Raw genomic sequence first — 21090 nt, 5'->3', positions numbered from 1 at the left:
TGTGATGACCCGCAAAACATTGACCCTGTTCGACCCTGCCCTGGTGCGCCCCGCGCTGCTGGAGGCTTTCAAGAAGCTGGACCCGCGTGTGCAATGGCGCAACCCGGTGATGTTTGTGGTGTATGTAGGCAGCGCCTTCACCACCGCGCTGGCCGCCAGCAAGCCCGAGGGCTTCACCGCCGCCGTGGCGCTGTGGCTGTGGTTCACCGTGCTGTTTGCCAACTTTGCCGAGGCCATGGCCGAAGGCCGCAGCAAGGCCCAGGCGGCCTCGCTACGCGGGCTGAAAAAGCAGACCTGGGCCAAAAAGCTCGACGGCCAGTTTGACCGCACCACGCCACGCTCCGAGCTGACCTGGCTGCCGCTGGAGGCTGCGAACCTGCGCAAGGGCGATGTGGTGCTGGTGGAAGCCGGTGACACCATTCCCGCCGATGGCGAGGTGATCGACGGCGTGGCCTCGGTGGACGAAAGTGCCATCACGGGCGAATCGGCCCCGGTGATCCGCGAATCGGGCGGCGACTTCTCGGCCGTGACCGGCGGCACTCGCGTGCTGTCCGACTGGATCGTGGTGCGCGTGGCCGTGAACCCCGGCGAGACCTTTGTCGACCGCATGATCGCCATGGTGGAGAACGCCAAACGCCACAAGACACCCAACGAGATCGCGCTGACCATCCTGCTGGTGGCGCTGACCATCGTGTTCCTGGGCGTGGTGGTTACGCTGCTGCCGTTCTCGCTGTTCAGCGTGCAAGCCAGCGGCGCGGGCGAGCCTGTGAGCCTGGTGGTGCTGGTCGCCCTGCTGGTGTGCCTGATCCCCACCACCATTGCGGGCCTGCTCAGCGCCATTGGCGTGGCGGGCATGAGCCGCATGATGCAGGCCAATGTGATCGCCACCTCAGGCCGCGCGGTGGAGGCGGCAGGTGATGTGGATGTGCTGCTGCTGGACAAGACCGGCACCATCACCCTGGGCAACCGCCAGGCCAGCCAGTTCGTGTCTGCGCCCGGAGTGACCGATGCCGCATTGGCCGATGCCGCCCAGCTCGCATCGCTGGCCGACGAAACCCCCGAAGGCCGCAGCATCGTGGTGCTGGCCAAGCAGAAGTTCAACCTGCGCGAACGTGACCTTTCCAGCCTGCAGGCCCAGTTTGTGCCCTTTACGGCGCAAACCCGCATGAGCGGGGTGGACTTGCCCGGCCCACGCCTGCTGCGCAAGGGCGCGGCCGATGCCATCCGCAAACATGTGGAGGCACTGGGCGGGCGCTTTCCTACCGCCGTGCAGACGGCGGTGGACGATGTATCACGCCGTGGCAGCACCCCGCTGGTGGTGGCCGACGGCGCCCACGTGCTGGGCGTGGTGGAGCTCAAGGACGTGGTCAAGGGCGGCATCAAGGAGCGCTTTGCCGAGCTACGCCGCATGGGCATCAAGACCGTGATGGTGACCGGCGACAACCGCCTCACGGCCGCCGCCATCGCGGCCGAGGCGGGTGTGGACGACTTCCTGGCCGAGGCCACGCCTGAGGCGAAGCTGCAGCTCATCCGCAGTTACCAGGCCAATGGCCAGCTGGTGGCCATGACCGGTGACGGCACCAACGACGCGCCCGCCCTGGCCCAGGCCGACGTGGCCGTGGCCATGAACACCGGCACCCAGGCCGCCAAGGAGGCGGGCAACATGGTGGACCTGGACAGCAACCCCACCAAGCTCATCGAGATCGTGGAGACCGGCAAGCAGATGCTGATGACGCGCGGCTCGCTTACCACCTTCAGCATTGCCAACGACATCGCCAAGTACTTCGCGATCATCCCGGCGGCGTTTGTCACCACCTACCCGCAGCTGTCGGCGCTGAACTTCATGCACCTGGCCAGCCCCTCGTCGGCCATCCTGTCGGCCGTGGTGTTCAACGCATTGATCATCATCTTTTTGATCCCGCTGGCCTTGAAGGGCGTGGCTTACCGCGCCGTGGGTGCCGCCGCGCTGCTGCGCCGCAACCTGGCCATCTACGGGCTGGGGGGCATGGTGGTGCCGTTCATTGGCATCAAGCTGATTGACATGGTGTTGGCCGCAGCCGGGTTGACTTGAACCAGGACCTCCCCCTGTGTCGCTTCGCGCCTTCCCCCTCCTCTCGCTTCGCTGCGCTACGCGGGGAGGGGGACGACACCCTCGCTGCGGGGCGGCCCTTGCTCGGTGTCCCCTGGCCTGGGCCGCGCCAGTCTGATGCGCAGCTCCCGGAATTTCATTGAAAGGAAAATCGTATGCCTATCCGTATTCCCCGCGACGACGTGCCCGCCAGCCCAGGCGGCCTGTTGCGCCCTGCCCTCACGCTGTTTATCGTGCTGTCCCTCGTCACCGGCCTGCTCTACCCGCTGGCCGTGACCGGTGTCGCACAAACGGCCTTCCCGCACCAAGCCAACGGCAGCCTCATCGCCCAGGGTGGCAAGGCGGTGGGCTCCGAGCTGATCGGCCAGTCGTTCAGCGAGCCCGGCCACTTCTGGGGCCGCCCATCGGCCACAGCGCCCATGCCCTACAACGCATCGGCCTCGGGCGGCTCCAACCTGGGCCCCACCAACCCGGCGTTGACCGATGCCGTCAAGGCGCGCATTGAAGCCCTGCGTGCTGCCGACCCGGGCAACACCCGCTCCGTGCCGGTGGACCTGGTCACCACATCGGCCAGCGGGCTGGACCCACACATCAGCCCGGCAGCCGCCGCCTACCAGAGCGAACGCGTGGCCCGTGCCAGAGGCCTGCCCGTGGGACAAGTGCAAGCCTTGGTGCAGCAGCACACCGACACCCCCTGGCTGGGCCTGCTGGGCGAGCCGCGTGTGAACGTTCTGGCCTTGAATCTGGCACTCGATTCGCTATCAAATAAATAGCCATCAGCGCAATTGATACTAGCGCTTGAGGCCTATTCGACATCAAATTGGTGGATACACTGTGCCCATGCAGGATCGCCCCGACCCCGACGCGCTGCTGCAGCGCATCCAGCAAGAGCGGGCCCAGCAGCAGCGCGGGCGGCTCAAGGTGTTTTTTGGCGCCTGCGCCGGGGTGGGCAAGACCTTTGCCATGCTGTCCGCCGCCCGGGCGGCACAGGCACAGGGCCTGCCCGTCACCATCGGCGTGGTCGAAACGCATGGCCGCACCGACACCGAGGCGCTGACCGCACACCTGCCGCGCCTGCCGCTGCGCGCCCTGCCCTACAAAGATCGCACCCTGCCCGAGTTTGACCTGGACGCCGCCCTGGCCTGGGGCGCTGCGCACCCCGAGGGCCTGGTGCTGCTGGACGAGCTGGCCCACAGCAATGTGGCCGGATCGCGCCACCCCAAGCGCTGGCAAGACGCCGAAGAGCTGCTGGCCGCTGGCATCGACGTGTGGTCCACCATGAACGTGCAGCACCTGGAGAGCCTGAACGACATCGTCAGCGGCATCACCGGCATCCGCGTGTGGGAGACGGTGCCCGACCAGTTTTTTGACGCTGCCGACGAAGTGGTGGTGGTGGACCTGCCGCCCGACGAGCTGCTGGCGCGCCTGAAAGCTGGCAAGGTCTACCTGCCCCAGCAGGCAGAGCGTGCCGCTGCCAACTTTTTCCGCAAAGGCAACCTGCTGGCCCTGCGTGAGCTGGCCCTGCGCCGCACCGCCGACCGGGTGGACGACGAAATGCGCGCCTACCGCCGCGCCAGCACCACCACGACGGAGACGGTGTGGCCCAACCGCGAAGCCCTGCTGGCCTGTGTGGGCACCGGCGACAACGCCGAAAAAGTCGTGCGCAGCTGTGCCCGCCTGGCCGCACAGCTCGACCTGCCCTGGCACGCCGTGCATGTGGAAACGCCCGAGCAGCAAGGCCAGTTGGCCACGCTGCACCCGCAGGTGGAGCGCACGCTGAAGATCGCGCAGCAACTGGGCGCCGCCGCCTGCGCCGTGCTGCCCGCAGCCCAGCCCGCACAAGCCCTGGTGCGCTACGCACGTGAGCACAACCTGGTGCGCGTGGTGATGGGGCGCAGCACCCGGCGCTGGCCCTGGCAGGCCACGCTGGCCGACCAGATCGGACAAAGTGCCAGCGACCTGGACCTGCTGCAGGTGGGCACACTGCCCAGCCGCAGCGCCGACACCACCGAGCGCAAAACCACCCGCACCAGCACCGCAGCCCCCCGCGCTGCATTCTGGCCCGGCTACATCGCCGCCGCCCTGGCCTGCTGCATTGCCGCCGTCATTGCCACACCGCTGGCCAACGTGCTGGAGCTGACCAACATCGTCATGCTGTTTTTGCTGGTGGTGGTGGGGGTGGCGCTGCGCTTTGGGCGCGGCCCGGCCATCATGGCGGCGTTCCTGGGCGTGGGGTTTTTTGACTTCTTCTTTGTGCCGCCCCGCTTCAACTTTGCGGTGAGCGACGCGCAGTACGTCGTCACCTTCGCCGTGATGCTCGTGGTGGCCCTGGTGGTGGGCCAGCTCACCGCCGGGCTCAAGGTGCAGGCCGAGGCCGCCACCGACCGCGAGCACCGTGTGCGCAGCCTATACGACATGGCGCGTGACCTGTCTGCCGCCCTGCTGCCCGAACAGGTGGCCGAGATTGGCGCACGCTTCATCACGGGCGAGTTCAGCGCAGGCAGCACGCTGGTGGTGGCCGACGATGACAACCGCCTGCAAGTGCTGCCCGGAGGCACCGCCCCCGTGGACATGGCCGTGGCGCAATGGGCATTCGAGCGCGGCGAGCCCGCAGGCCGGGGCACGGACACCTTGCACTCCAGCCCCACGCTGGTGCTGCCGCTCAAGGCGCCCATGCGCATCCGTGGCGTGCTGGTGGTGGCGATGCCGCAAGGCCAGGTGCCGGGCGTAGAACCGCGCCGCCTGCTGCAGACCTGCGCCTCGCTGCTGGCCATTTCGCTCGAACGCATCCACTACATCGACGTGGCGCAGAGAAGCACGGTGCAGATCGAGTCCGAGCGGCTGCGCAACTCGCTGCTCTCGGCCATCTCGCACGATTTGCGCACGCCGCTGGCCTCACTGGTCGGCCTGGCCGAATCACTGGCCATGGTGCAGCCGCCCCTGCCTGCCCATCAACAAGAGCTGACCGGCGCCATCCAGCAATCCGCCCAGCGCATGAGCGCGCTGGTCAACAACCTGCTGGACATGGCCCGCCTGGAGGCCGGGGCCGTGCAGCTCAACAAGGCCTGGCAGCCGCTGGAAGAAGTGGTGGGCAGCGCCCTCGCCGCCAGCGCCCCGGCCATAGCAACGCACCGGGTCGAAGTGACTCTGCCCGACGACCTGCCGCTGCTGCAGATCGATGCCGTGCTGATGGAGCGCGTGCTAGTCAACCTGCTGGAAAATGCTGCCAAGTACACGCCTGCAGGCACCACCCTCCATATCAGCGCGCAGCCCCAAAGCGATGCGGTGGCACTGACCCTCACCGATGAAGGCCCCGGCCTGCCCAAAGGCCGCGAAGAGTTGCTGTTTGAAAAGTTCGAGCGCGGCGCCCGCGAGAGCGCGACGCCCGGTGTGGGCCTGGGGCTGGCCATCTGCCGCGCCATCGTGCAGGCGCATGGTGGCAGCATCCGAGGCGATACGATCTTGAACGCTCAAGGCCAGGCTGCCGGGGCGCGCTTTACGCTGCTGCTGCCACGCGGCACACCGCCCACCGACCTGGGCGATGACGCCGACGCCTGACACCCTTGCATCCATGCCATGCCATGACCGACCTGCCCACGCACATCCTCATTGTTGAAGACGAAGCCGATATCCGCCGCTTTGTGCGCCTGACGCTGGAGACCGAAGGCCACACCGTGCACGAGGCCGCGACCCTGCAGCGCGGCCTGATCGAAGCCGGCACCCGCCGCCCCGACCTGGTGGTGCTGGACCTGGGCCTGCCCGATGGGGATGGCGTCGATTTGATCCGAGACCTGCGCACCTGGTCGGCCATGCCCATCATCGTGCTCTCGGCCCGCAGCGCCGAGGCCAGCAAGATCGCGGCGCTGGATGCCGGCGCCGACGACTACCTCGTCAAGCCCTTTGGCTCGGGCGAGCTGATGGCCCGCGTGCGCGCCCAGCTGCGGCGCAGCCAAAGGACATCCGGCGCCGAAGCCACACCCGTCATCCAGTTCGGCGCCATCACCGTGGACCTTGCCCGCCGTACGGTGGAGCGCCGCACGCAAAGCAATGGCGAAGGCGATGGCAGCGAGGCCCTGCACCTCACGCCCATCGAATACAAGCTGCTCACCTATCTGGCCTCCCAGCCTGACCGCGTCATCACCCACGCCCAGCTGCTCAAGGCCGTATGGGGCCCAGGCCATGCTGAAGACACGCACTACGTGCGCGTACACATGGCCAACCTGCGCAAGAAGGTGGAGGACAACGCCTCCATGCCCCGGCACTTGCGGACTGAGGCGGGTATCGGGTACCGGTTCGTACCCTGACGCCAACTCACGAACTGCGCGCGCCAGTGCAACGCAACGCCCGCTCCCCCGCCACGCGCAGCCGCTCCTGCAGCGACGCGGGCGCCAGCACCTCAAACTCCACGTCCAGCGCCATGAGCCAGAACACCAGTGCATCGCTGGCGGCGCATGCCAGCTGGCACTGCTGCCCATCGGCCAGCGTTGTGACCACACCGGCCGACTGCGGAATGCGCCGCGCCATTTCTGCATAAGGTGCATGCAGCACCACCCGCGCCTGGTCGGGGTGCGGCGCTGCGGTGATGGAGCGGGACACGTACGCCTTGAGGTCGCCGCCGTCCGGCCCGGGGCGCGGCGAGAAATGCGCGCCGACTTCGGGCTTTGCCACCATGCGGTCGATGCGAAAAGTGCGCCAGTCGCCACGGTCGCAGTCCCACGCCACCAGGTACCAGCGCATGCCGGTGTGCACCACGCCCTGTGGCTCCACCGAGCGCTGGGTAGCGCGCCCCCTGCCGTCTTCGTACGAGAAGCCAAGCCGCAACTGGTCGCGGCAGGCCGACGCCAGTGTCGCCAGCAGCGAGGCCTCAACCACGGGCCCGGTGCGGTCCAGCGGCAGGATGGTGGAGCGCAACGCGTCCACTTGCTCACGCAGCCGCAGGGGCATGGCCTGCTCCAGTTTCACCAAGGCGCGCAAGGCGGGCTCTTCAATGCCGCCCACGGCACCCGCAGTGGCGGTGCGCAGCGCAATCGATACGGCCAGGGCTTCTTCATCGTCGAGCAGCAATGGGGGCAACGCCTGCCCCGCGCGAAAGGCATAGCCGCCCGCCACGCCACTGCTGGCCTGCACCGGGTAGCCCAGCTGGCGCAGGCGATCGATGTCGCGCCGCAGCGTGCGCGGATGCACTTCCAGCCGCTCGGCCAGCTCGGGGCCCATCCAGTGGCTGCGGGTTTGCAGCAGGGACAGCAGGCGCAACAGGCGTGTGGAAGAACTGAGCATGCCGCCACTGTACGTTGAATCGAGGACTGAAATTGTCCGCAATGGTTCTTACAGTGACTCCACCTTTTCTTCCACCACGACCAAGGAGTTTTCCATGTCCATCGTCCTTTACTGGCACCCCATGTCCAGCGCCACCCCGATTGCCTGCGCACTCACCGAGCTGGGCGTGCCCCACGAGCGCGTGAAGATCGACATCCGCACCGGAGAGCAGCGCCGCCCCGAATATCTCGCCCTGAACCCCAACGGCAAGGTCCCCACGCTGACGGTGGACGGTGCGCCCATGTTCGAGGCCCTGGCCATCCACTTGTGGCTGGGCCATCGCTACGGCATCGAGCGTGGCCTGTGGCCTGCCGCCGGCACGCCCGAGGCGCTGCAGGCGCTGTCGTGGTGCACCTGGGCGTACGTGACCTATGGCACGGTGCTGGTGCGCCTGCAGTTGGCCACGCAGGGCGAAGAGGCGCTGCGCAGCCCTGCCCATGCACAGGCAGCCACAGCGGGGCTGAACGACCTGCTCACCCTGCTGGATGCCCGCCTGGCCGCCCAGCCCTGGATGCTGGGCGCGGACTATTCGCTGGTGGATCTGGTGGTGGGCTCGGTGCTGGGCTACAGCGTGTACCTGGGTGCCCCCGTCAATGCACACCCGCATGTGCAGGCCTGGCTGGCGCGGGTGCAGGCGCGACCTGCGATGCAAATCGAGGCCTGAGAGGCTGAGAGTCTTTTATCCACGCCCGCCTTGCACGCCAAAAAGCCCCGGCTCTTCGTTGCAAATGCTCGCCATAGCTCGAGCTATGGCTGTGCTTTGCGCCTCGATCCGAGGCGTTTTCGCGCGCCTTTCGGGCTCGGCTAAAAAACTCTCAGCCTCTGAGCGCGCGGTCGATCAACGCTGCTGCTACAGCAGCACGATGTCGTACTGCTCCTGCCCCATCGCGCTTTCGGCCTGCAGCGAGATGGGTTTTTTGATGAAGTCCGAGAGGCCGGCCAGGTGCTGGCTTTCTTCGTCCAGGAACAGCTCCACCACCCGCGCGGACGCCACCACGCGGAACTCGCGCGGGTTGAATTGGCGGGCTTCGCGCAGGATCTCGCGCAGGATGTCGTAGCACACGCTGCGCGCGGTTTTGACGCTGCCCTTGCCCTGGCACACCTCGCAGGGCTCGCACAGCATGTGGGCCAGTGACTCGCGGGTTCGCTTGCGCGTCATCTCCACCAGACCCAGTTGCGAGAAGGTGCCAGATGACATGGTCTTGACCCTGTCGCGGGCCAGCTGCTTTTTGAACTCCGACAGCACGGCCTGCTGGTGGTCGTCCCGCACCATGTCGATGAAGTCCACGATGATGATGCCACCCAGGTTGCGCAGACGCAGCTGGCGCGCAATGGCTTGCGCGGCCTCCAGGTTGGTCTTGAAGATGGTGTCGTCAAAATTGCGCGCACCCACGTAGCCGCCGGTGTTCACGTCGATGGTGGTGAGCGCCTCGGTCTGGTCCACGATGAGGTAACCGCCCGATTTCAAATCGACCCGGCGGCCCAGGGCCTTGGCCACCTCTTCGTCAATGGAGTACAGGTCAAAAATCGGCCGCTCGCCCTTGTAGTGCTGCAGCTTGCCAGCGGCTGCGGGCATGAACTCCTGCCCGAACGCGCGCAGGCGCTGGAACTGCTCCATCGAATCCAGGCGGATGGTCTGCGTGTGGTCGCCCACCAGATCGCGCAGCACACGCTGCAGCAGGTCCAGGTCCTGGTGCAACAGCGACATGGCCGGCAGCTTGAGCGATGCCTCCTTGATGCGCGCCCAGGTCTTGCGCAGGTAGGCGATGTCTTCGGCCAGCTCGGCATCGGTGGAATCTTCGCCGTTGGTGCGCAGAATGAAGCCGCCGCCACCGCCCGTGGACTTGTCGCCCACCAGCGCCTGCAGCCGCGCGCGCAGCGCATCGCGCTCGGCGGGAGGGATCTTCTGCGACACGCCCACATGGTCGTCCTGCGGCAAAAAAACCAGCAAGCGACCGGCAATGCTGATCTGCGTGGACAACCGCGCGCCCTTGGTGCCAATCGGGTCCTTGATGACCTGCACCATGAGCGCCTGGCCCTCGAACACCTGCTTTTCGATCGGTACCTGCGGCTCGTTCTTGCGGGCAAATGCGGGCGGCTCGCCATCGGGCTGGCGCTGCCACACGTCAGCCACGTGCAAGAAGGCGGCACGCTCCAGCCCGATGTCGATAAAGGCCGACTGCATGCCTGGCAGCACGCGCGAGACCTTGCCCAGATAGACATTGCCGACCAGACCCCGCTCCAGCGTGCGCTCGATGTGCAGCTCCTGCACGGCGCCGTGCTCCACCACGGCCACCCGGGTTTCCTGGGGGGACCAATTGATCAGGATGTCTTGTTGCATGGCTTCGTGGTGGTTGTCTATTGTTCGCGTCGCTTGGATCGCAACTTAGATCGCAAATCCCGCTGCGCGCAGCAGCTGCGCGGTCTCGTACATCGGCAGCCCCATGATGCCCGAATAGCTGCCCGCCAGGTGCTCCACATACGCCGCCGCCCGGCCCTGGATGCCGTAGGCGCCTGCCTTGCCCAGCGGCTCGCCCGTAGCCACATACGCCTCGATCTGCGCAGGTGCCATGGGCGCGAAAGTGACGCGCGATACCGACAATGCCGTCAGCCGTTTGGTGCCTACCTGCACAGCCACGGCGGTCAGCACGCGGTGCTCGTGCCCTGCCAGTTCAGCCAGCATGCGCGTCGCATGGGCGGCATCGTCTGGCTTGCCATAGATGGTGCGGCCCAGGGCTACGGTGGTATCGGAACACAGGATGGGCGCATCCGGTAACTGGCGCCGTGCGCGCCGGGCCACGGCCGCGTCGAGCTTGAGGGCCGTCACGCGCTCCACGTACGCTGTGGGCGCTTCGCCAGGCAGCACCACCTCGATGGCCTCGGCATCCTCGGGCTCGTCGCCATCCACGTTGGGCAGCAGCAGTTCGTGGCGCACGCCCAACTGCTCAAGCAACTGGCGGCGGCGCGGGCTCTGGGAGGCGAGGTAGATGAAGTCGGGCATGAACGGATTTTGAATAAAAATCGGCTCTAGCGCTTATTCATCAAGCGCTAGCAGCTATGAAAACAGGAGTAGCACAGACCATCATCGCAAAGGGTCTGCTTCATTCACGATGGTAAGGATGCCCGGCGTTCACCGACCAGGCGCGGTACAGCTGCTCGATGAGCAGCACCCGCACCATGGCGTGCGGCAACGTCAGGTCCGAGAGGCGGATGCGCTCGTGCGCACCCTGGCGAAAGGCCGGGTCCAGCCCGTCGGGGCCACCGATGACCAATGCCACATCGTCACCGCCCAGTTGCCAGCCCTTGAGCCGTTCGGCCAGGGCCTTGGTGGTGAGGTTGGTACCACGCTCGTCCAGTGCCACCACGCGCGTGCCACGCGGAATGGCGGCTTCGATGCGCTCGCGCTCGGCGGCATAGAGCGTCTCCAGCGTCTTGGAGCCGCGCGGCTCGGTCTTGACGGCCTTGAGCTCGACCTTGAGTTCAGGTGGAAAACGTTTGGCGTAATCGTCGTACGCGGTCTGCGCCCAGTCGGGCACCCGCTGACCGACCGCCACTATCAGCAGCTTCATGGATCAACCTGGATGCGTGAGGGAGTCACCGCTGCCGCGCGCAAGCGATGGAGCGCGCGGCAGCTGAAACGGATCAGCCCTTGCTGCGAGCAAGTGCCTTCTTGGCCGCGGGCTTGGAGCCCGATGCGGAGGCTGGCTTGGCAGCTGCGCGCGCAGGGGACTTGGCAGCTGGCGACTTCTTGGCCGCAGGCTTCTTGGCGCCACCGGGCTTGACCACCACCGTCTTGACAGGGGTCTTGGTGGCTGCGGGCTTCTTGGTGGCAACTGCGCCAGTGGTCTTGCTGGCTGGCTTGGCGGTGCTTGTCTTGGCAGCCGATTTGGCAGGTGCAGCCTTGGCCGCAGTTTTTGCAGCGGGCTTGGGGGCTGTTTTGGCAGCAGTCTTCGCAGCGGTCTTGGCGACCGCCTTGACGGTGGCCTTGCCCGAACGGGCGGCTACGGTGGGGGCCGCCGCCTTCTTGGCGGGCGCCTTACCTGCCGCCTTGGCGTCCGACTTGGCCGCCTTCTGGGCCGACTTCTTCTCGGCCAACTCCGTGGCAGCGCTGGACACTGGCTTGGCTGCGCCGAGCTTCAGGCGCACGGGGGTGTCGCCCCACAGCTCTTCCAGGCGGTAGTACTGGCGGATGGCCGGTTGCATGATGTGCGCCACAGCCGCGCCGCAGTCCACGATGATCCATTCGCCGTTGTCTTCGCCTTCGATGCGGGGCTTGGAGAACCCAGCCTCCTTGACCGCGTCGCGTACGCTGGCGGCCAGGGCCTTGGTCTGGCGGTTGGAGGTGCCCGATGCCACGATCACCCGTTCAAACAGCGGCGAGAGATGCTCGGTGTTGAAGACCTGGATGTCTTGCGCCTTGACGTCTTCCAGGCCATCAACAATGGCGCGCTGGAGTTTGGTGACGTCTTTTTTGGCAGCGGTTTCCGATTTGGTGGAGGTGGTCATCAGGCGGTGAATAGAGAGGGAATGGAATCAATATAGCGTGCAACGCATCGCGCAGCCAGCGGGCTGGGCCTTGAGTGTTGCGCGGGTGTTGTGCTGGGGCGCTGCAGCAATATGAGGTGTTTTTGACCTCTTGCGCTCATGTGAAAAGCGCTGGCAGCTATTGAAATTATAGCTTTTGCGTTTTTCAGGCCATTGACTGCGCTGCGCCAAGGCCTTCAGCCAGCCAGTCGCGCCGCACCAAAAAGCGCTGCGTGAGGTCGGCTTCGGCCGAATCGGCTGCGTCAGAGCGCTGGTAAGACCACGACACAAGCGGCGGCATGGACAGCAAAATGGACTCGGTTCGCCCGCCCGACTGCAGGCCAAAGTGTGTACCCCGATCCCACACAAGGTTGAACTCGACATAGCGGCCCCGGCGATACAGCTGGAAGTCGCGTTCGCGCTCGCCGTGGGGCATGCCCCGACGTTTCTCGACGATGGGCAGGTAGGCGCTCAGGAAGGCGTCGCCCACCGACTGCGTCATCGCCAGGCTTTGTTCAAAGCCCAGCTCCGAGAAATCGTCATAGAACACGCCGCCCACGCCGCGCTGCTCGCTGCGGTGCTTGAGATAAAAGTACTCGTCGCACCATTGCTTGAAGCGGGGGTACTTGTCGTCGCCAAAGGCGCTGAGCGCATCGCGGCAGGTGCGGTGAAAGTGCACCGCATCCTCTTCAAACCCGTAGTACGGCGTGAGGTCCATGCCGCCGCCAAACCAGCAGGTGGGCGCCTGACCGGGGTGGCCGGCGGCGATCATGCGCACATTCATGTGCACCGTGGGCACATATGGGTTGCGCGGGTGGAACACCAGCGACACGCCCATGGCCTCGAACGGCGCACCCGCCAGCTCGGGCCGGTGCTGCGTGGCCGAAGGTGGCAGCTGCGGGCCGCGTACGTGGCTGAAGCCGCAACCCGCGCGCTCGAACACCCGCCCGCCTTCCATGATCTTGGTGATGCCGTCACCTTGCAGCGGCTCGCCGGGTGGCTTGCTCCAGGCATCGGCCAGAAAGCGTGCGCTGCCCTCGCCTTCAGCGGCTTCCATGGCTTCCAGCGCATCGGTGATGCGGGCCTGAAGGCCCACCAGGTAGCCGCGCACGCGGGTCACCGTGTCGGCAGGGTTCAGGGTCTGAGCGTCTGCCATCAGCTTTTCAGGGCACGGAAGCCAATATCGCGGCGGTACTGCGCGCCGTCAAACTGGATGCCGCGTGCCACGTCATACGCACGCTGCTGCGCCTGCTTGACGCTGTCGGCCAGCACCGTCACACACAACACCCGGCCACCGGTCACGCTGACCACACCATCCTTCAGCTGCGTGCCCGCATGGAACACCACGGCATCGTCCGCCTCAGCCGGCAGGCCAGTGATGGGGTCACCCTTGCGCGGATTCTCCGGGTAGCCATGGGCGGCCATGACCACGCCCAGCGCGGTGCGGCGGTCCCATTGCAGTTCCATCTGGTCGAGTTTGCCGTCAGCAGCAGCGGCCATCACGTCGCTGAAGTCACTCTTCAGGCGCATCAGGATGGGCTGCGTCTCGGGGTCACCCATGCGGCAATTGAATTCGAGCGTCTTGGGCTGGCCCTTGGCGTCGATCATCAGGCCCGCATACAGGAAGCCGGTGTAGGGAATGCCGTCCTTTTCCATGCCCCGGATGGTGGGCAGGATGATCTCGCGCATCGCGCGGGCATGCACATCGGCCGTGACCACGGGGGCGGGCGAATACGCCCCCATGCCGCCGGTGTTGGGGCCTTCGTCGCCGTCTTTGAGGCGCTTGTGGTCCTGGCTGGTGGCCAGGGCCAACACGTTCTTGCCGTCGCACAGCACGATGAAACTGGCTTCCTCGCCTTCGAGGAATTCCTCGATCACCACGCGCGCGCCGCCTTCGTTGTGCGTCACACCGTATTTGTTGTCCACCAGCATGAAGTCCACCGCGTCGTGGGCTTCCTGCAGCGTCATGGCCACGACCACGCCCTTGCCCGCTGCCAGGCCGTCGGCCTTGATGACGATGGGTGCACCCAGCCGGTCCACAAACGCGTGGGCGGCGACCGGGTCGGTAAAGGTATCGTAGTCGGCCGTGGGGATGCCATGGCGGCGCATGAAGGCCTTAGAGAAGGCCTTGGAGCTTTCGAGCTGGGCTGCCGCCTTGGTGGGGCCGAAGATGCGCAGGCCGTTGGCACGGAACTCATCGACCACACCGGCCGCCAGCGGCGCCTCTGGGCCCACCACCGTCAGTGCGATCTTTTCGGCCTGGGCCCACGCGCGCAGCTCGCGCACGTCGGAGATCGCCACGTTTTCGAGCTTGGGGTTCAGGGCCGTGCCACCGTTGCCGGGCGCCACAAACACCTTGGTCACCTTGGGGGACTGGCTCAGTTTCCACGCCATCGCGTGTTCACGGCCGCCGCCACCAATCACAAGTACTTTCATAGGAACCTTTGGTGAACCCTGCCCACAGCGCTGCGCTGCTGGGCGGGACTCGGGGGAATATCAGTCGGAAAACAAGTCAGGGCAAGAAAAAAGCGGCGACCTGCAGGGGCAGGGTCACAATGCCGCGTTGTGGTAAACCTCCTGGGTGTCGTCCAGGTCTTCCAGCACATCCAGCAGTTTTTGCATCTTGACGGCATCTTCGCCGGTCAGCTCGATCGTGTTTTCGGGCCGCATGGTCACGCCCGCCACTTCGGCCGTCAGGCCTGCGGCCTCCAGCGCGTTTTTCACCGCTTCAAAGTCGGCTGGGGCGGTCAGCACCTCCACCGCGCCGTCTTCGTCGGTCACCACGTCTTCAGCGCCTGCCTCCAGCGCCACTTCCATCACCTTGTCTTCGCTGGTGCCGGGGGCAAAAATCAGCTGGCCGCAGTGCTTGAACTGGAACACCACCGAGCCTTCGGTGCCCATGTTGCCTCCATGCTTGCTGAACGCGTGGCGCACTTCGGCCACGGTGCGCACGCGGTTGTCGGTCATGGTATCGATCATGATGGCTGCGCCACCAATGCCGTAGCCTTCGTAGCGGATTTCTTCGTACGTCAGGCCTTCGGCGTTGCCCGTGGCCTTGTCGATGTTGTACTTGATGCGGTCGGCGGGCATGTTGGCCGCCTTGGCCTTGTCCACCGCCAGGCGCAGGCGGGGGTTGGCTGACAGGTCACCGCCACCGGCGCGGGCGGCCACAGTGATTTCACGAATGATGCGGGTCCAGATCTTGCCGCGTTTTTCATCCTGGCGCCCTTTGCGGTGCTGGATATTCGCCCATTTACTGTGTCCTGCCACGGGAAGTCCTTCTGTACTTGGTGTATTGATTTAATCTACTCAGTGGATTTTACTTTTTGCTGAACCCAGGGAACCTCTGCACGCTTCGCGCGGAAAGTGGGCGCTGTGGATCGGGATGGGCTGCCAGGCACAAAGCGCAGCAATAGCTACAGCTATTGCGAGCATTTGTAACGCAGCAGGCCGCCCGAGACCGCAGATGCACACGGCGCGCGACGCGTGCAGAGGCTCCCTCACCCCGAGGAAACCCGAAATGGCCGAACCCCTGCTGATTGCCAAGCACGACACGATTGAATGCCACCTGCTTCCCGGCCTGGCCAACCGCCACGGGCTCATCACCGGCGCCACCGGCACGGGCAAGACCGTGACGCTGCAGACCCTGGCTGAGAACTTCTCGCGCATCGGCGTGCCAGTATTCATGGCCGATGTGAAGGGCGACCTCACGGGCGCCAGCCAGCCCGGCAAGATTGGCGACAAGCTAGCCGGCGTGCTCAAGGAGCGGGGCCTGGACCTGCCCACGCCCCTGGCCTGCCCCACCACGCTGTGGGATGTGTTTGGCGAACAGGGCCACCCGGTGCGCGCCACGGTGTCGGACATGGGCCCGTTGCTGCTGGGCCGCATGCTCAACCTGAACGAGACCCAGCTGGGCGTACTCAACCTGGTCTTCAAGATCGCCGACGATAACGGCATGCTGCTGCTGGACCTGAAGGACCTGCGGGCCATGCTGCAATATGTGGGCGACAACGCCAAGGACTTCACTACCGAATACGGCAACGTCAGCGCCGCCAGCGTGGGCGCCATCCAGCGCGGACTGCTGCAGATCGAGCAGCAGGGCGGCACGCAGTTCTTCGGCGAGCCCATGCTCAACATCCAGGACTTCATGCAGACCGTGGACGGCCATGGCGTGGTCAACATCCTGGCGGCCGACAAGCTGATGAACTCGCCGCGCCTGTACGCCACGTTCTTACTGTGGATGTTGTCGGAGCTGTTCGAGCAACTGCCCGAAATCGGCGATCCCGACCAGCCCAAACTGGTGTTCTTCTTTGACGAGGCCCACCTGCTGTTCAACGAGGCGCCCAAAGTGCTGGTGGAGCGCATCGAACTCGTGGTGCGCCTGGTGCGCTCCAAGGGCGTCGGGGTTTACTTCGTGACCCAAAACCCGCTCGACATCCCCGACAGCGTGCTGGCCCAGCTGGGCAACCGCGTGCAGCATGCGCTGCGCGCCTTCACCCCGCGCGACCAGAAGGCCGTGAAGGCCACGGCCACCACCATGCGGCAAAAGCCGGGCCTCGATATCGAGACCGCCATCACGGAGCTGGCCGTGGGCGAGGCGCTGGTGAGCTTTCTGGACGCCAAGGGCCGCCCCAGCGTGACCGAGCGCGTGTTCGTCCTGCCCCCGGGCAGCCAGCTCGGACCCATCACCCCGCAGCAGCGGCAGGCGCTGATGGCCAGCTCGCTGGTCGCGGGCGTGTATGAAAAGGTGGTAGACCGCGAGTCGGCCTACGAAAAACTCAAGGGCCGCGCCGCCGAAGCCGGCGGGCAGGCGGGCAACGCAGCGGGCGGGGGCAACGGCAAGGTGGCCACCGGTACGCCCACCGAAGAAGGCGGCGGCCTGCTGGGTGGGCTGAACGACGTGCTGTTTGGCAGCACCGGCCCGCGAGGCGGCAAACGCGACGGCCTGGCGCAGACCATGGCCAAGTCCGCCGTGCGCACCATGGGCACCACGATCGGCAAGGAGATTTTGCGGGGCGTGCTCGGCGGCATCTTTGGCGGCGGCAGCAAGCGCCGCTGACCTCAGTGATACGGCGCCAGGTGTCCCAGACCGGCGCCACAACACGCCAGCGCCCCTGGCGGCTTGCCTCCCCTGCCAAAGCGCACCCCCAGGCGCCTGTGACTGTTTGGCGACACTGCGCAATTCGTCACAAATCAGTCACATGACCGCCGTGAAATCGCCATACACAACAAAAAGAAGGAGGGACGATGACACGCATTGAAAACGTTCTGCTGCGCTGGGGCGGCAAGGTCATGCTGCTGGCCATTGGGGTGTGGGTGGCAGCCATCCTCGGGATCTTTGCAGGCGCCTGGCGCCTGCGCTGGCCCTGGGTCCTGTACTTCATTGCCACCGTCATCATCACGGCGCTGGTGATCCAGTGGACCAACGCAGTGCGCCAGCGCTACATCCGCGAGGCTCCCCTGCCCCGCTTTCTGCAGCGCAAGCTGCGCGAAACCTACCCCCACCTGAGCACCCGCGACCGTGAGCTGGTGGAACGCGGCCTGCGCCAGTTCTTCATGGCCTGCCTGCGCAGCAACCAGCAGTTTGTGGCCATGCCTTCCAAGGCGGTCGATGCGTTGTGGCACGAATTCATCCTGCACACCCAGGCGTACAAGCTGTGGTGCCAGAACGCGCTGGGTTTCTTTTTGCACCACACACCCGCCGAGGCGCTGGGCCACAAGGCGCGCCACAACGACGGACTGCGCCGCTGCTGGTACTGGGTGTGCAAGGAAGAATCCATCGACCCCAAGGCGCCCAGCCGCCTGCCCCTGCTGTTTGCACTGGACGCCAAGTTCGCGATTGCCGGAGGCTTCAGCTACGTGCCCGACTGCTCCGACATTGCCCGCAAGAGCGACGCGGGCGGCAGCGGCGGCGACAGCTACTGCGGCACCAGTTTTTCGGACGGCAGCTACAGCGGCAGCTCGGGCGACTTTGGCGGCGCCGAGAGTTCGGATGCAGGCAGTGACGGCGGCGGGGATGGCGGGGGAGACGGCGGCGGTTGTGGTGGCGGCGGGGACTGAGCGCCTGGTCCACCGGCCCCACTGGCGGCACAACGCCAGCCCCAATCACTCTCCTTTTGATAGCTACCCAGGCATGATGCACTAGCGCATGCAGCCAAAATGGCCTGAAATCACGCCCAGTCACCCAGGCGACGACCGGGCCTGCGCCCACCGGTCTACAGTGGCATCCCATGAACACCCTCACCTGCTTTTCCCTCAGCATCACTGACCACGTGGCCCATCTGGTTCTGAACAAACCCGAGGCCATGAACACCATGCATCCCACCTTCTGGCGTGAGCTGGACACGGTGCTGGCCCAGCTGCACCAGGCGGGCGAGGCGCGGGCGCTGGTCATCAGCAGCACCGGCAAACATTTCAGCGCCGGGATGGCGCTGGAGACCTTTGGCGGCGCCATCACGATGGACGACCAGAGCCCCGAAGGCCGGGCCGCCATCTTCGACCTGCTGACCGACATGCAGGCCACCTTCACACGCATCGACAACCTGCGCATCCCCGTGATCATGGCCATCCACGGCGGCTGCATCGGCGGCGCGGTGGACATGGTCACCGCAGGCTGCATCCGCTACGCCACGCAGGATGCGTTCTTCTGCATCCAGGAGATCAACATCGGCATGGTGGCCGACGTGGGCACGCTGCAGCGCCTGCCCAAGCTCATTCCGCTGGGTGTGGTCAAAGAACTGGCCTACACCGGCCGCCGCCTGAGCGCCGCCAAGGCCCTGGACTATGGCCTGGTCAACGAGGTGTTCGACACACAAGAGGCCATGCTGGCTGCTGCGCTGCAGTGCGCCAAGGAGATCGCGTCCAAACCCCCGGTGGCCATCTGGGGCACCAAGCAGGCCGTGAACTACGCGCGCGACCACAGCGTGGAAGACAGCCTGCGCCAGATGGGCTGGCTGCAGGGCGCCATCTGGAGCAACCAGCATGTGCGCGAATCGGTCACGGCCATGAAGCAAAAACGCGCGGGCGAGTTCCCGGCGCTCACACCCTTGCAACGGTTCAGCGAGCTGGGCTGAGCGCCGCCGGGCCGCGCCATGCGGCCCGGATTGTGGTGCGCGCACGGGCATGTGCCACATCAAAATGTATAGCTGCCCAGGCATGCAGCACTAGCGCTTGCAAGTCCTTTTGCTTGAAATGGCGAGGCAAAGGGCTATCATCAGGCTTCAAGGGCTGGGCCAGGTATGGCCGTCTTCCAGCCCTGTCCACAAGGATGCCGCCACCATGACGCTGCCCAGCCTGACCCCACCCACCTACGACGATGTGGCCGCTGCCGCGCACCGGCTCAAGGGCATGGCGCACCGCACACCCGTGCTGCGCTCCAGCACCGCCGACGAGCGGCTGGGCGCGCAGCTGTTCTTCAAGTGTGAGAACCTGCAGCGCACCGGCGCGTTCAAGTTCCGGGGCGCGTTCAACACCCTGGCCCAGTTCACCGATGAGCAGCGCGAACGCGGTGTGCTCGCCTTCTCGGCCGGCAACCACGCCCAGGCCATTGCACTGTCGGCCCGGCTGCTGGACATGCCTGCCGCCATCGTCATGCCCGAGGACGCCCCCGCCTCCAAGATGGCCGCCACGCGCGACTATGGCGCCCAGGTCGTCACCTACAACCGCTACACCGAAGACCGCGAGGCCATCAGCCGCCGCCTGGCGCTGGAGCGCGGCATGACGCTGGTCCCCCCGTTCGACCACCCCCATGTGATCGCGGGCCAGGGCACGGCGGCCAAGGAGCTTTTTGAAGAAGTGCCCGACCTGGACTACCTGTTCGTCTGCGTCGGTGGCGGCGGCCTGCTGGCGGGCAGCCTGCTGGCCGCCGAGGCCCTGGCGCCGCAATGCCGGGTGGTAGGGGTGGAGCCCGCAGCGGGCAACGACGGCCAGCAGTCGGTCAAGGCCGGGCATGTGGTGCAGATCCCCACGCCCCACACCATTGCCGACGGCGCACAAACCCAGGCGCTGGGCCAGCTCACCTTCCCCATCATCCAGCGCCTGGCCGACGACATGGTCACCGCCACCGACGAGCAGCTGGTCGAATCCCTGCGCTTTTTTGCCGAGCGCATGAAGATCGTGGTCGAGCCCACGGGCGCCCTGGCATTCGCCGGGGCCCAGCATGGCAACGTGGACATCCACGGCGCGCGCGTCGGCATTCTCATCAGCGGCGGCAACGTCGATTTGTCGCGCCTGGCACGGTTTCTGGCAGACTAGCCCCCACTTTTTCACTCACCGCGCGGCAGAGCGTGCCTGATCATCAGCGCAAAGGCCTCTGCCCTTCTCCTTTCAGGTTCCCCATGAGCAACGTCACCGTCATCACCCACCCCCTCGTCCAGCACAAGCTCACGCTGATGCGCAAGAAAGACGCCAGCACCAACAGCTTTCGCCGCCTGCTGGGCGAGCTGTCCACGCTGATGGCGTACGAAGTGACCCGCGACATGCCGCTGCAGGATGTGCAGATCGAAACCCCGCTGGAGACCATGACCGGCAAGATGATCGATGGCAAGAAGCTGGTGCTGGTCTCCATCCTGCGCGCGGGCAACGGCTTTCTGGACGGCATGCTCAACGTGGTGCCCGGCGCTCGTGTGGGCCACATCGGCCTGTACCGCGACCCGGCCACCCTGCAGCCCGTGGAGTACTACTTCAAGATGCCGTCCGAGATGGACGAGCGCGACATCATCGTGGTGGACCCGATGCTGGCCACTGGCAACTCAGCCGCCGCCTGCGTGGACCGCCTCAAGAAGCTCAACCCCCGCTCCATCAAGTTCGTCTGCCTGCTGGCCGCCCCTGAAGGCGTGGCCACGCTGCAGAAGGCGCACCCCGACGTGCCCATCTTCACCGCCGCCATCGACCGCGAGCTGAACGACCACGGCTACATCCTGCCGGGCCTGGGCGATGCGGGTGACCGCATTTTTGGCACCAAATAAGCGCACACCGGCAGCGCCCGTGCACCAGCCACCGCAGGGCCTGCCGCCCAGCGGTGGCTTTTTTTTCATCACCGGGCCTCCCTGCGTTGCGTAACAGCCCATTGGGAGCCCTACTCTGGTGGGGTGCCCTGGTGGGGTGCCCCAGCCTGGTTTCCGGATGCGCTGCACGCATGCACCATTTTTTTACCAACTGGT

At 65.9% G+C, this 21090-nt stretch carries 18 protein-coding genes; 10 read left to right on the top strand and 8 right to left on the bottom strand.

Going from position 1 to position 21090, the window contains the following annotated elements; genetic code table 11:
- Positions 1 to 4: 4 nt before the first annotated feature.
- The 4 genes from kdpB to IB236_RS21635 all read left to right on the top strand — a co-directional run bounded on the left by kdpB (position 5) and on the right by IB236_RS21635 (position 6393).
- Positions 5 to 2071, top strand: coding sequence for a potassium-transporting ATPase subunit KdpB (gene kdpB, locus IB236_RS21650; RefSeq protein ID WP_192422186.1), 2067 nt, complete (start codon positions 5 to 7; stop codon positions 2069 to 2071).
- A 173-nt stretch (positions 2072 to 2244) separates the two neighbouring features.
- Positions 2245 to 2862, top strand: coding sequence for a potassium-transporting ATPase subunit KdpC (gene kdpC, locus IB236_RS21645; RefSeq protein ID WP_192422185.1), 618 nt, complete (start codon positions 2245 to 2247; stop codon positions 2860 to 2862).
- Positions 2863 to 2929: 67 nt separating this feature from the next.
- Entirely contained in the window at positions 2930 to 5647 is a 2718-nt protein-coding gene (locus IB236_RS21640) for a DUF4118 domain-containing protein (RefSeq protein WP_192422184.1), read from the top strand.
- Positions 5648 to 5670: 23 nt separating this feature from the next.
- Positions 5671 to 6393 (top strand): response regulator, encoded by a 723-nt coding sequence (locus IB236_RS21635; protein WP_056746036.1) that lies wholly within the window; start codon positions 5671 to 5673, stop codon positions 6391 to 6393.
- A gap of 7 nt (positions 6394 to 6400) precedes the next feature.
- Here IB236_RS21635 and IB236_RS21630 read toward each other — a convergent pair whose 3' ends face one another.
- A complete protein-coding gene (locus IB236_RS21630) occupies positions 6401 to 7366 on the bottom strand; it encodes a YafY family protein (RefSeq protein WP_192422183.1) in 966 nt (321 codons plus the stop codon).
- Positions 7367 to 7460: 94 nt separating this feature from the next.
- Between IB236_RS21630 and IB236_RS21625 the strand changes: the two genes are divergently transcribed.
- Entirely contained in the window at positions 7461 to 8069 is a 609-nt protein-coding gene (locus IB236_RS21625) for a glutathione S-transferase family protein (protein ID WP_056746038.1), read from the top strand.
- Between the two features lie 186 nt (positions 8070 to 8255).
- Here the strand turns inward: IB236_RS21625 and rng are convergent, their stop codons facing one another.
- The 7 genes from rng to IB236_RS21590 form a co-directional block, all read right to left on the bottom strand.
- Positions 8256 to 9746, bottom strand: a complete 1491-nt coding sequence (gene rng / locus IB236_RS21620; protein ID WP_056062322.1) for a ribonuclease G — start codon at positions 9744 to 9746, stop codon at positions 8256 to 8258.
- Between the two features lie 45 nt (positions 9747 to 9791).
- Positions 9792 to 10406, bottom strand: a complete 615-nt coding sequence (locus tag IB236_RS21615; protein ID WP_192422182.1) for a nucleoside triphosphate pyrophosphatase — start codon at positions 10404 to 10406, stop codon at positions 9792 to 9794.
- Positions 10407 to 10506: 100 nt separating this feature from the next.
- Positions 10507 to 10974 (bottom strand): 23S rRNA (pseudouridine(1915)-N(3))-methyltransferase RlmH, encoded by a 468-nt coding sequence (gene rlmH / locus IB236_RS21610; protein WP_010458753.1) that lies wholly within the window; start codon positions 10972 to 10974, stop codon positions 10507 to 10509.
- A 73-nt stretch (positions 10975 to 11047) separates the two neighbouring features.
- A complete protein-coding gene (gene rsfS / locus IB236_RS21605; RefSeq protein WP_192422181.1) occupies positions 11048 to 11911 on the bottom strand; it encodes a ribosome silencing factor in 864 nt (287 codons plus the stop codon).
- Between the two features lie 184 nt (positions 11912 to 12095).
- Positions 12096 to 13085: an oxygen-dependent coproporphyrinogen oxidase gene (gene hemF / locus IB236_RS21600; RefSeq protein WP_192422180.1), complete on the bottom strand. Its 990-nt coding sequence runs from the start codon at positions 13083 to 13085 to the stop codon at positions 12096 to 12098.
- Positions 13085 to 14365 carry a phosphoribosylamine--glycine ligase gene (gene purD, locus IB236_RS21595; RefSeq protein ID WP_056062310.1) on the bottom strand — a complete coding sequence of 427 codons (1281 nt, stop codon included), beginning with the start codon at positions 14363 to 14365 and terminating at the stop codon, positions 13085 to 13087. The genes hemF and purD overlap by 1 nt, the downstream gene beginning before the upstream one ends.
- Before the next feature lie 114 nt (positions 14366 to 14479).
- Complete coding sequence (locus tag IB236_RS21590) at positions 14480 to 15199, bottom strand: YebC/PmpR family DNA-binding transcriptional regulator (protein WP_192422179.1); 720 nt, start codon at positions 15197 to 15199, stop codon at positions 14480 to 14482.
- Positions 15200 to 15449: 250 nt separating this feature from the next.
- Between IB236_RS21590 and IB236_RS21585 the strand changes: the two genes are divergently transcribed.
- The 5 genes from IB236_RS21585 to upp all read left to right on the top strand — a co-directional run bounded on the left by IB236_RS21585 (position 15450) and on the right by upp (position 20895).
- A complete protein-coding gene (locus IB236_RS21585) occupies positions 15450 to 16988 on the top strand; it encodes a helicase HerA-like domain-containing protein (RefSeq protein ID WP_192422178.1) in 1539 nt (512 codons plus the stop codon).
- 188 nt (positions 16989 to 17176) lie between these two features.
- Complete coding sequence (locus IB236_RS21580; protein WP_192422177.1) at positions 17177 to 17989, top strand: hypothetical protein; 813 nt, start codon at positions 17177 to 17179, stop codon at positions 17987 to 17989.
- A 170-nt stretch (positions 17990 to 18159) separates the two neighbouring features.
- Positions 18160 to 19002 carry an enoyl-CoA hydratase-related protein gene (locus IB236_RS21575; RefSeq protein ID WP_056746054.1) on the top strand — a complete coding sequence of 281 codons (843 nt, stop codon included), beginning with the start codon at positions 18160 to 18162 and terminating at the stop codon, positions 19000 to 19002.
- A gap of 205 nt (positions 19003 to 19207) precedes the next feature.
- Positions 19208 to 20182: a threo-3-hydroxy-L-aspartate ammonia-lyase gene (locus IB236_RS21570; protein ID WP_056062298.1), complete on the top strand. Its 975-nt coding sequence runs from the start codon at positions 19208 to 19210 to the stop codon at positions 20180 to 20182.
- An 83-nt stretch (positions 20183 to 20265) separates the two neighbouring features.
- Positions 20266 to 20895, top strand: a complete 630-nt coding sequence (gene upp, locus IB236_RS21565) for a uracil phosphoribosyltransferase (protein ID WP_056062295.1) — start codon at positions 20266 to 20268, stop codon at positions 20893 to 20895.
- The last annotated feature ends 195 nt before the right edge of the window (positions 20896 to 21090 follow it).

The sequence above is a fragment of the Acidovorax sp. ACV02 genome (assembly GCF_014851475.1).
GTDB lineage: Bacteria > Pseudomonadota > Gammaproteobacteria > Burkholderiales > Burkholderiaceae_C > Acidovorax > Acidovorax delafieldii.
Note: the sequence above shows the minus strand (reverse complement) of the source record. Positions and strands in the feature narration are given on the sequence as shown.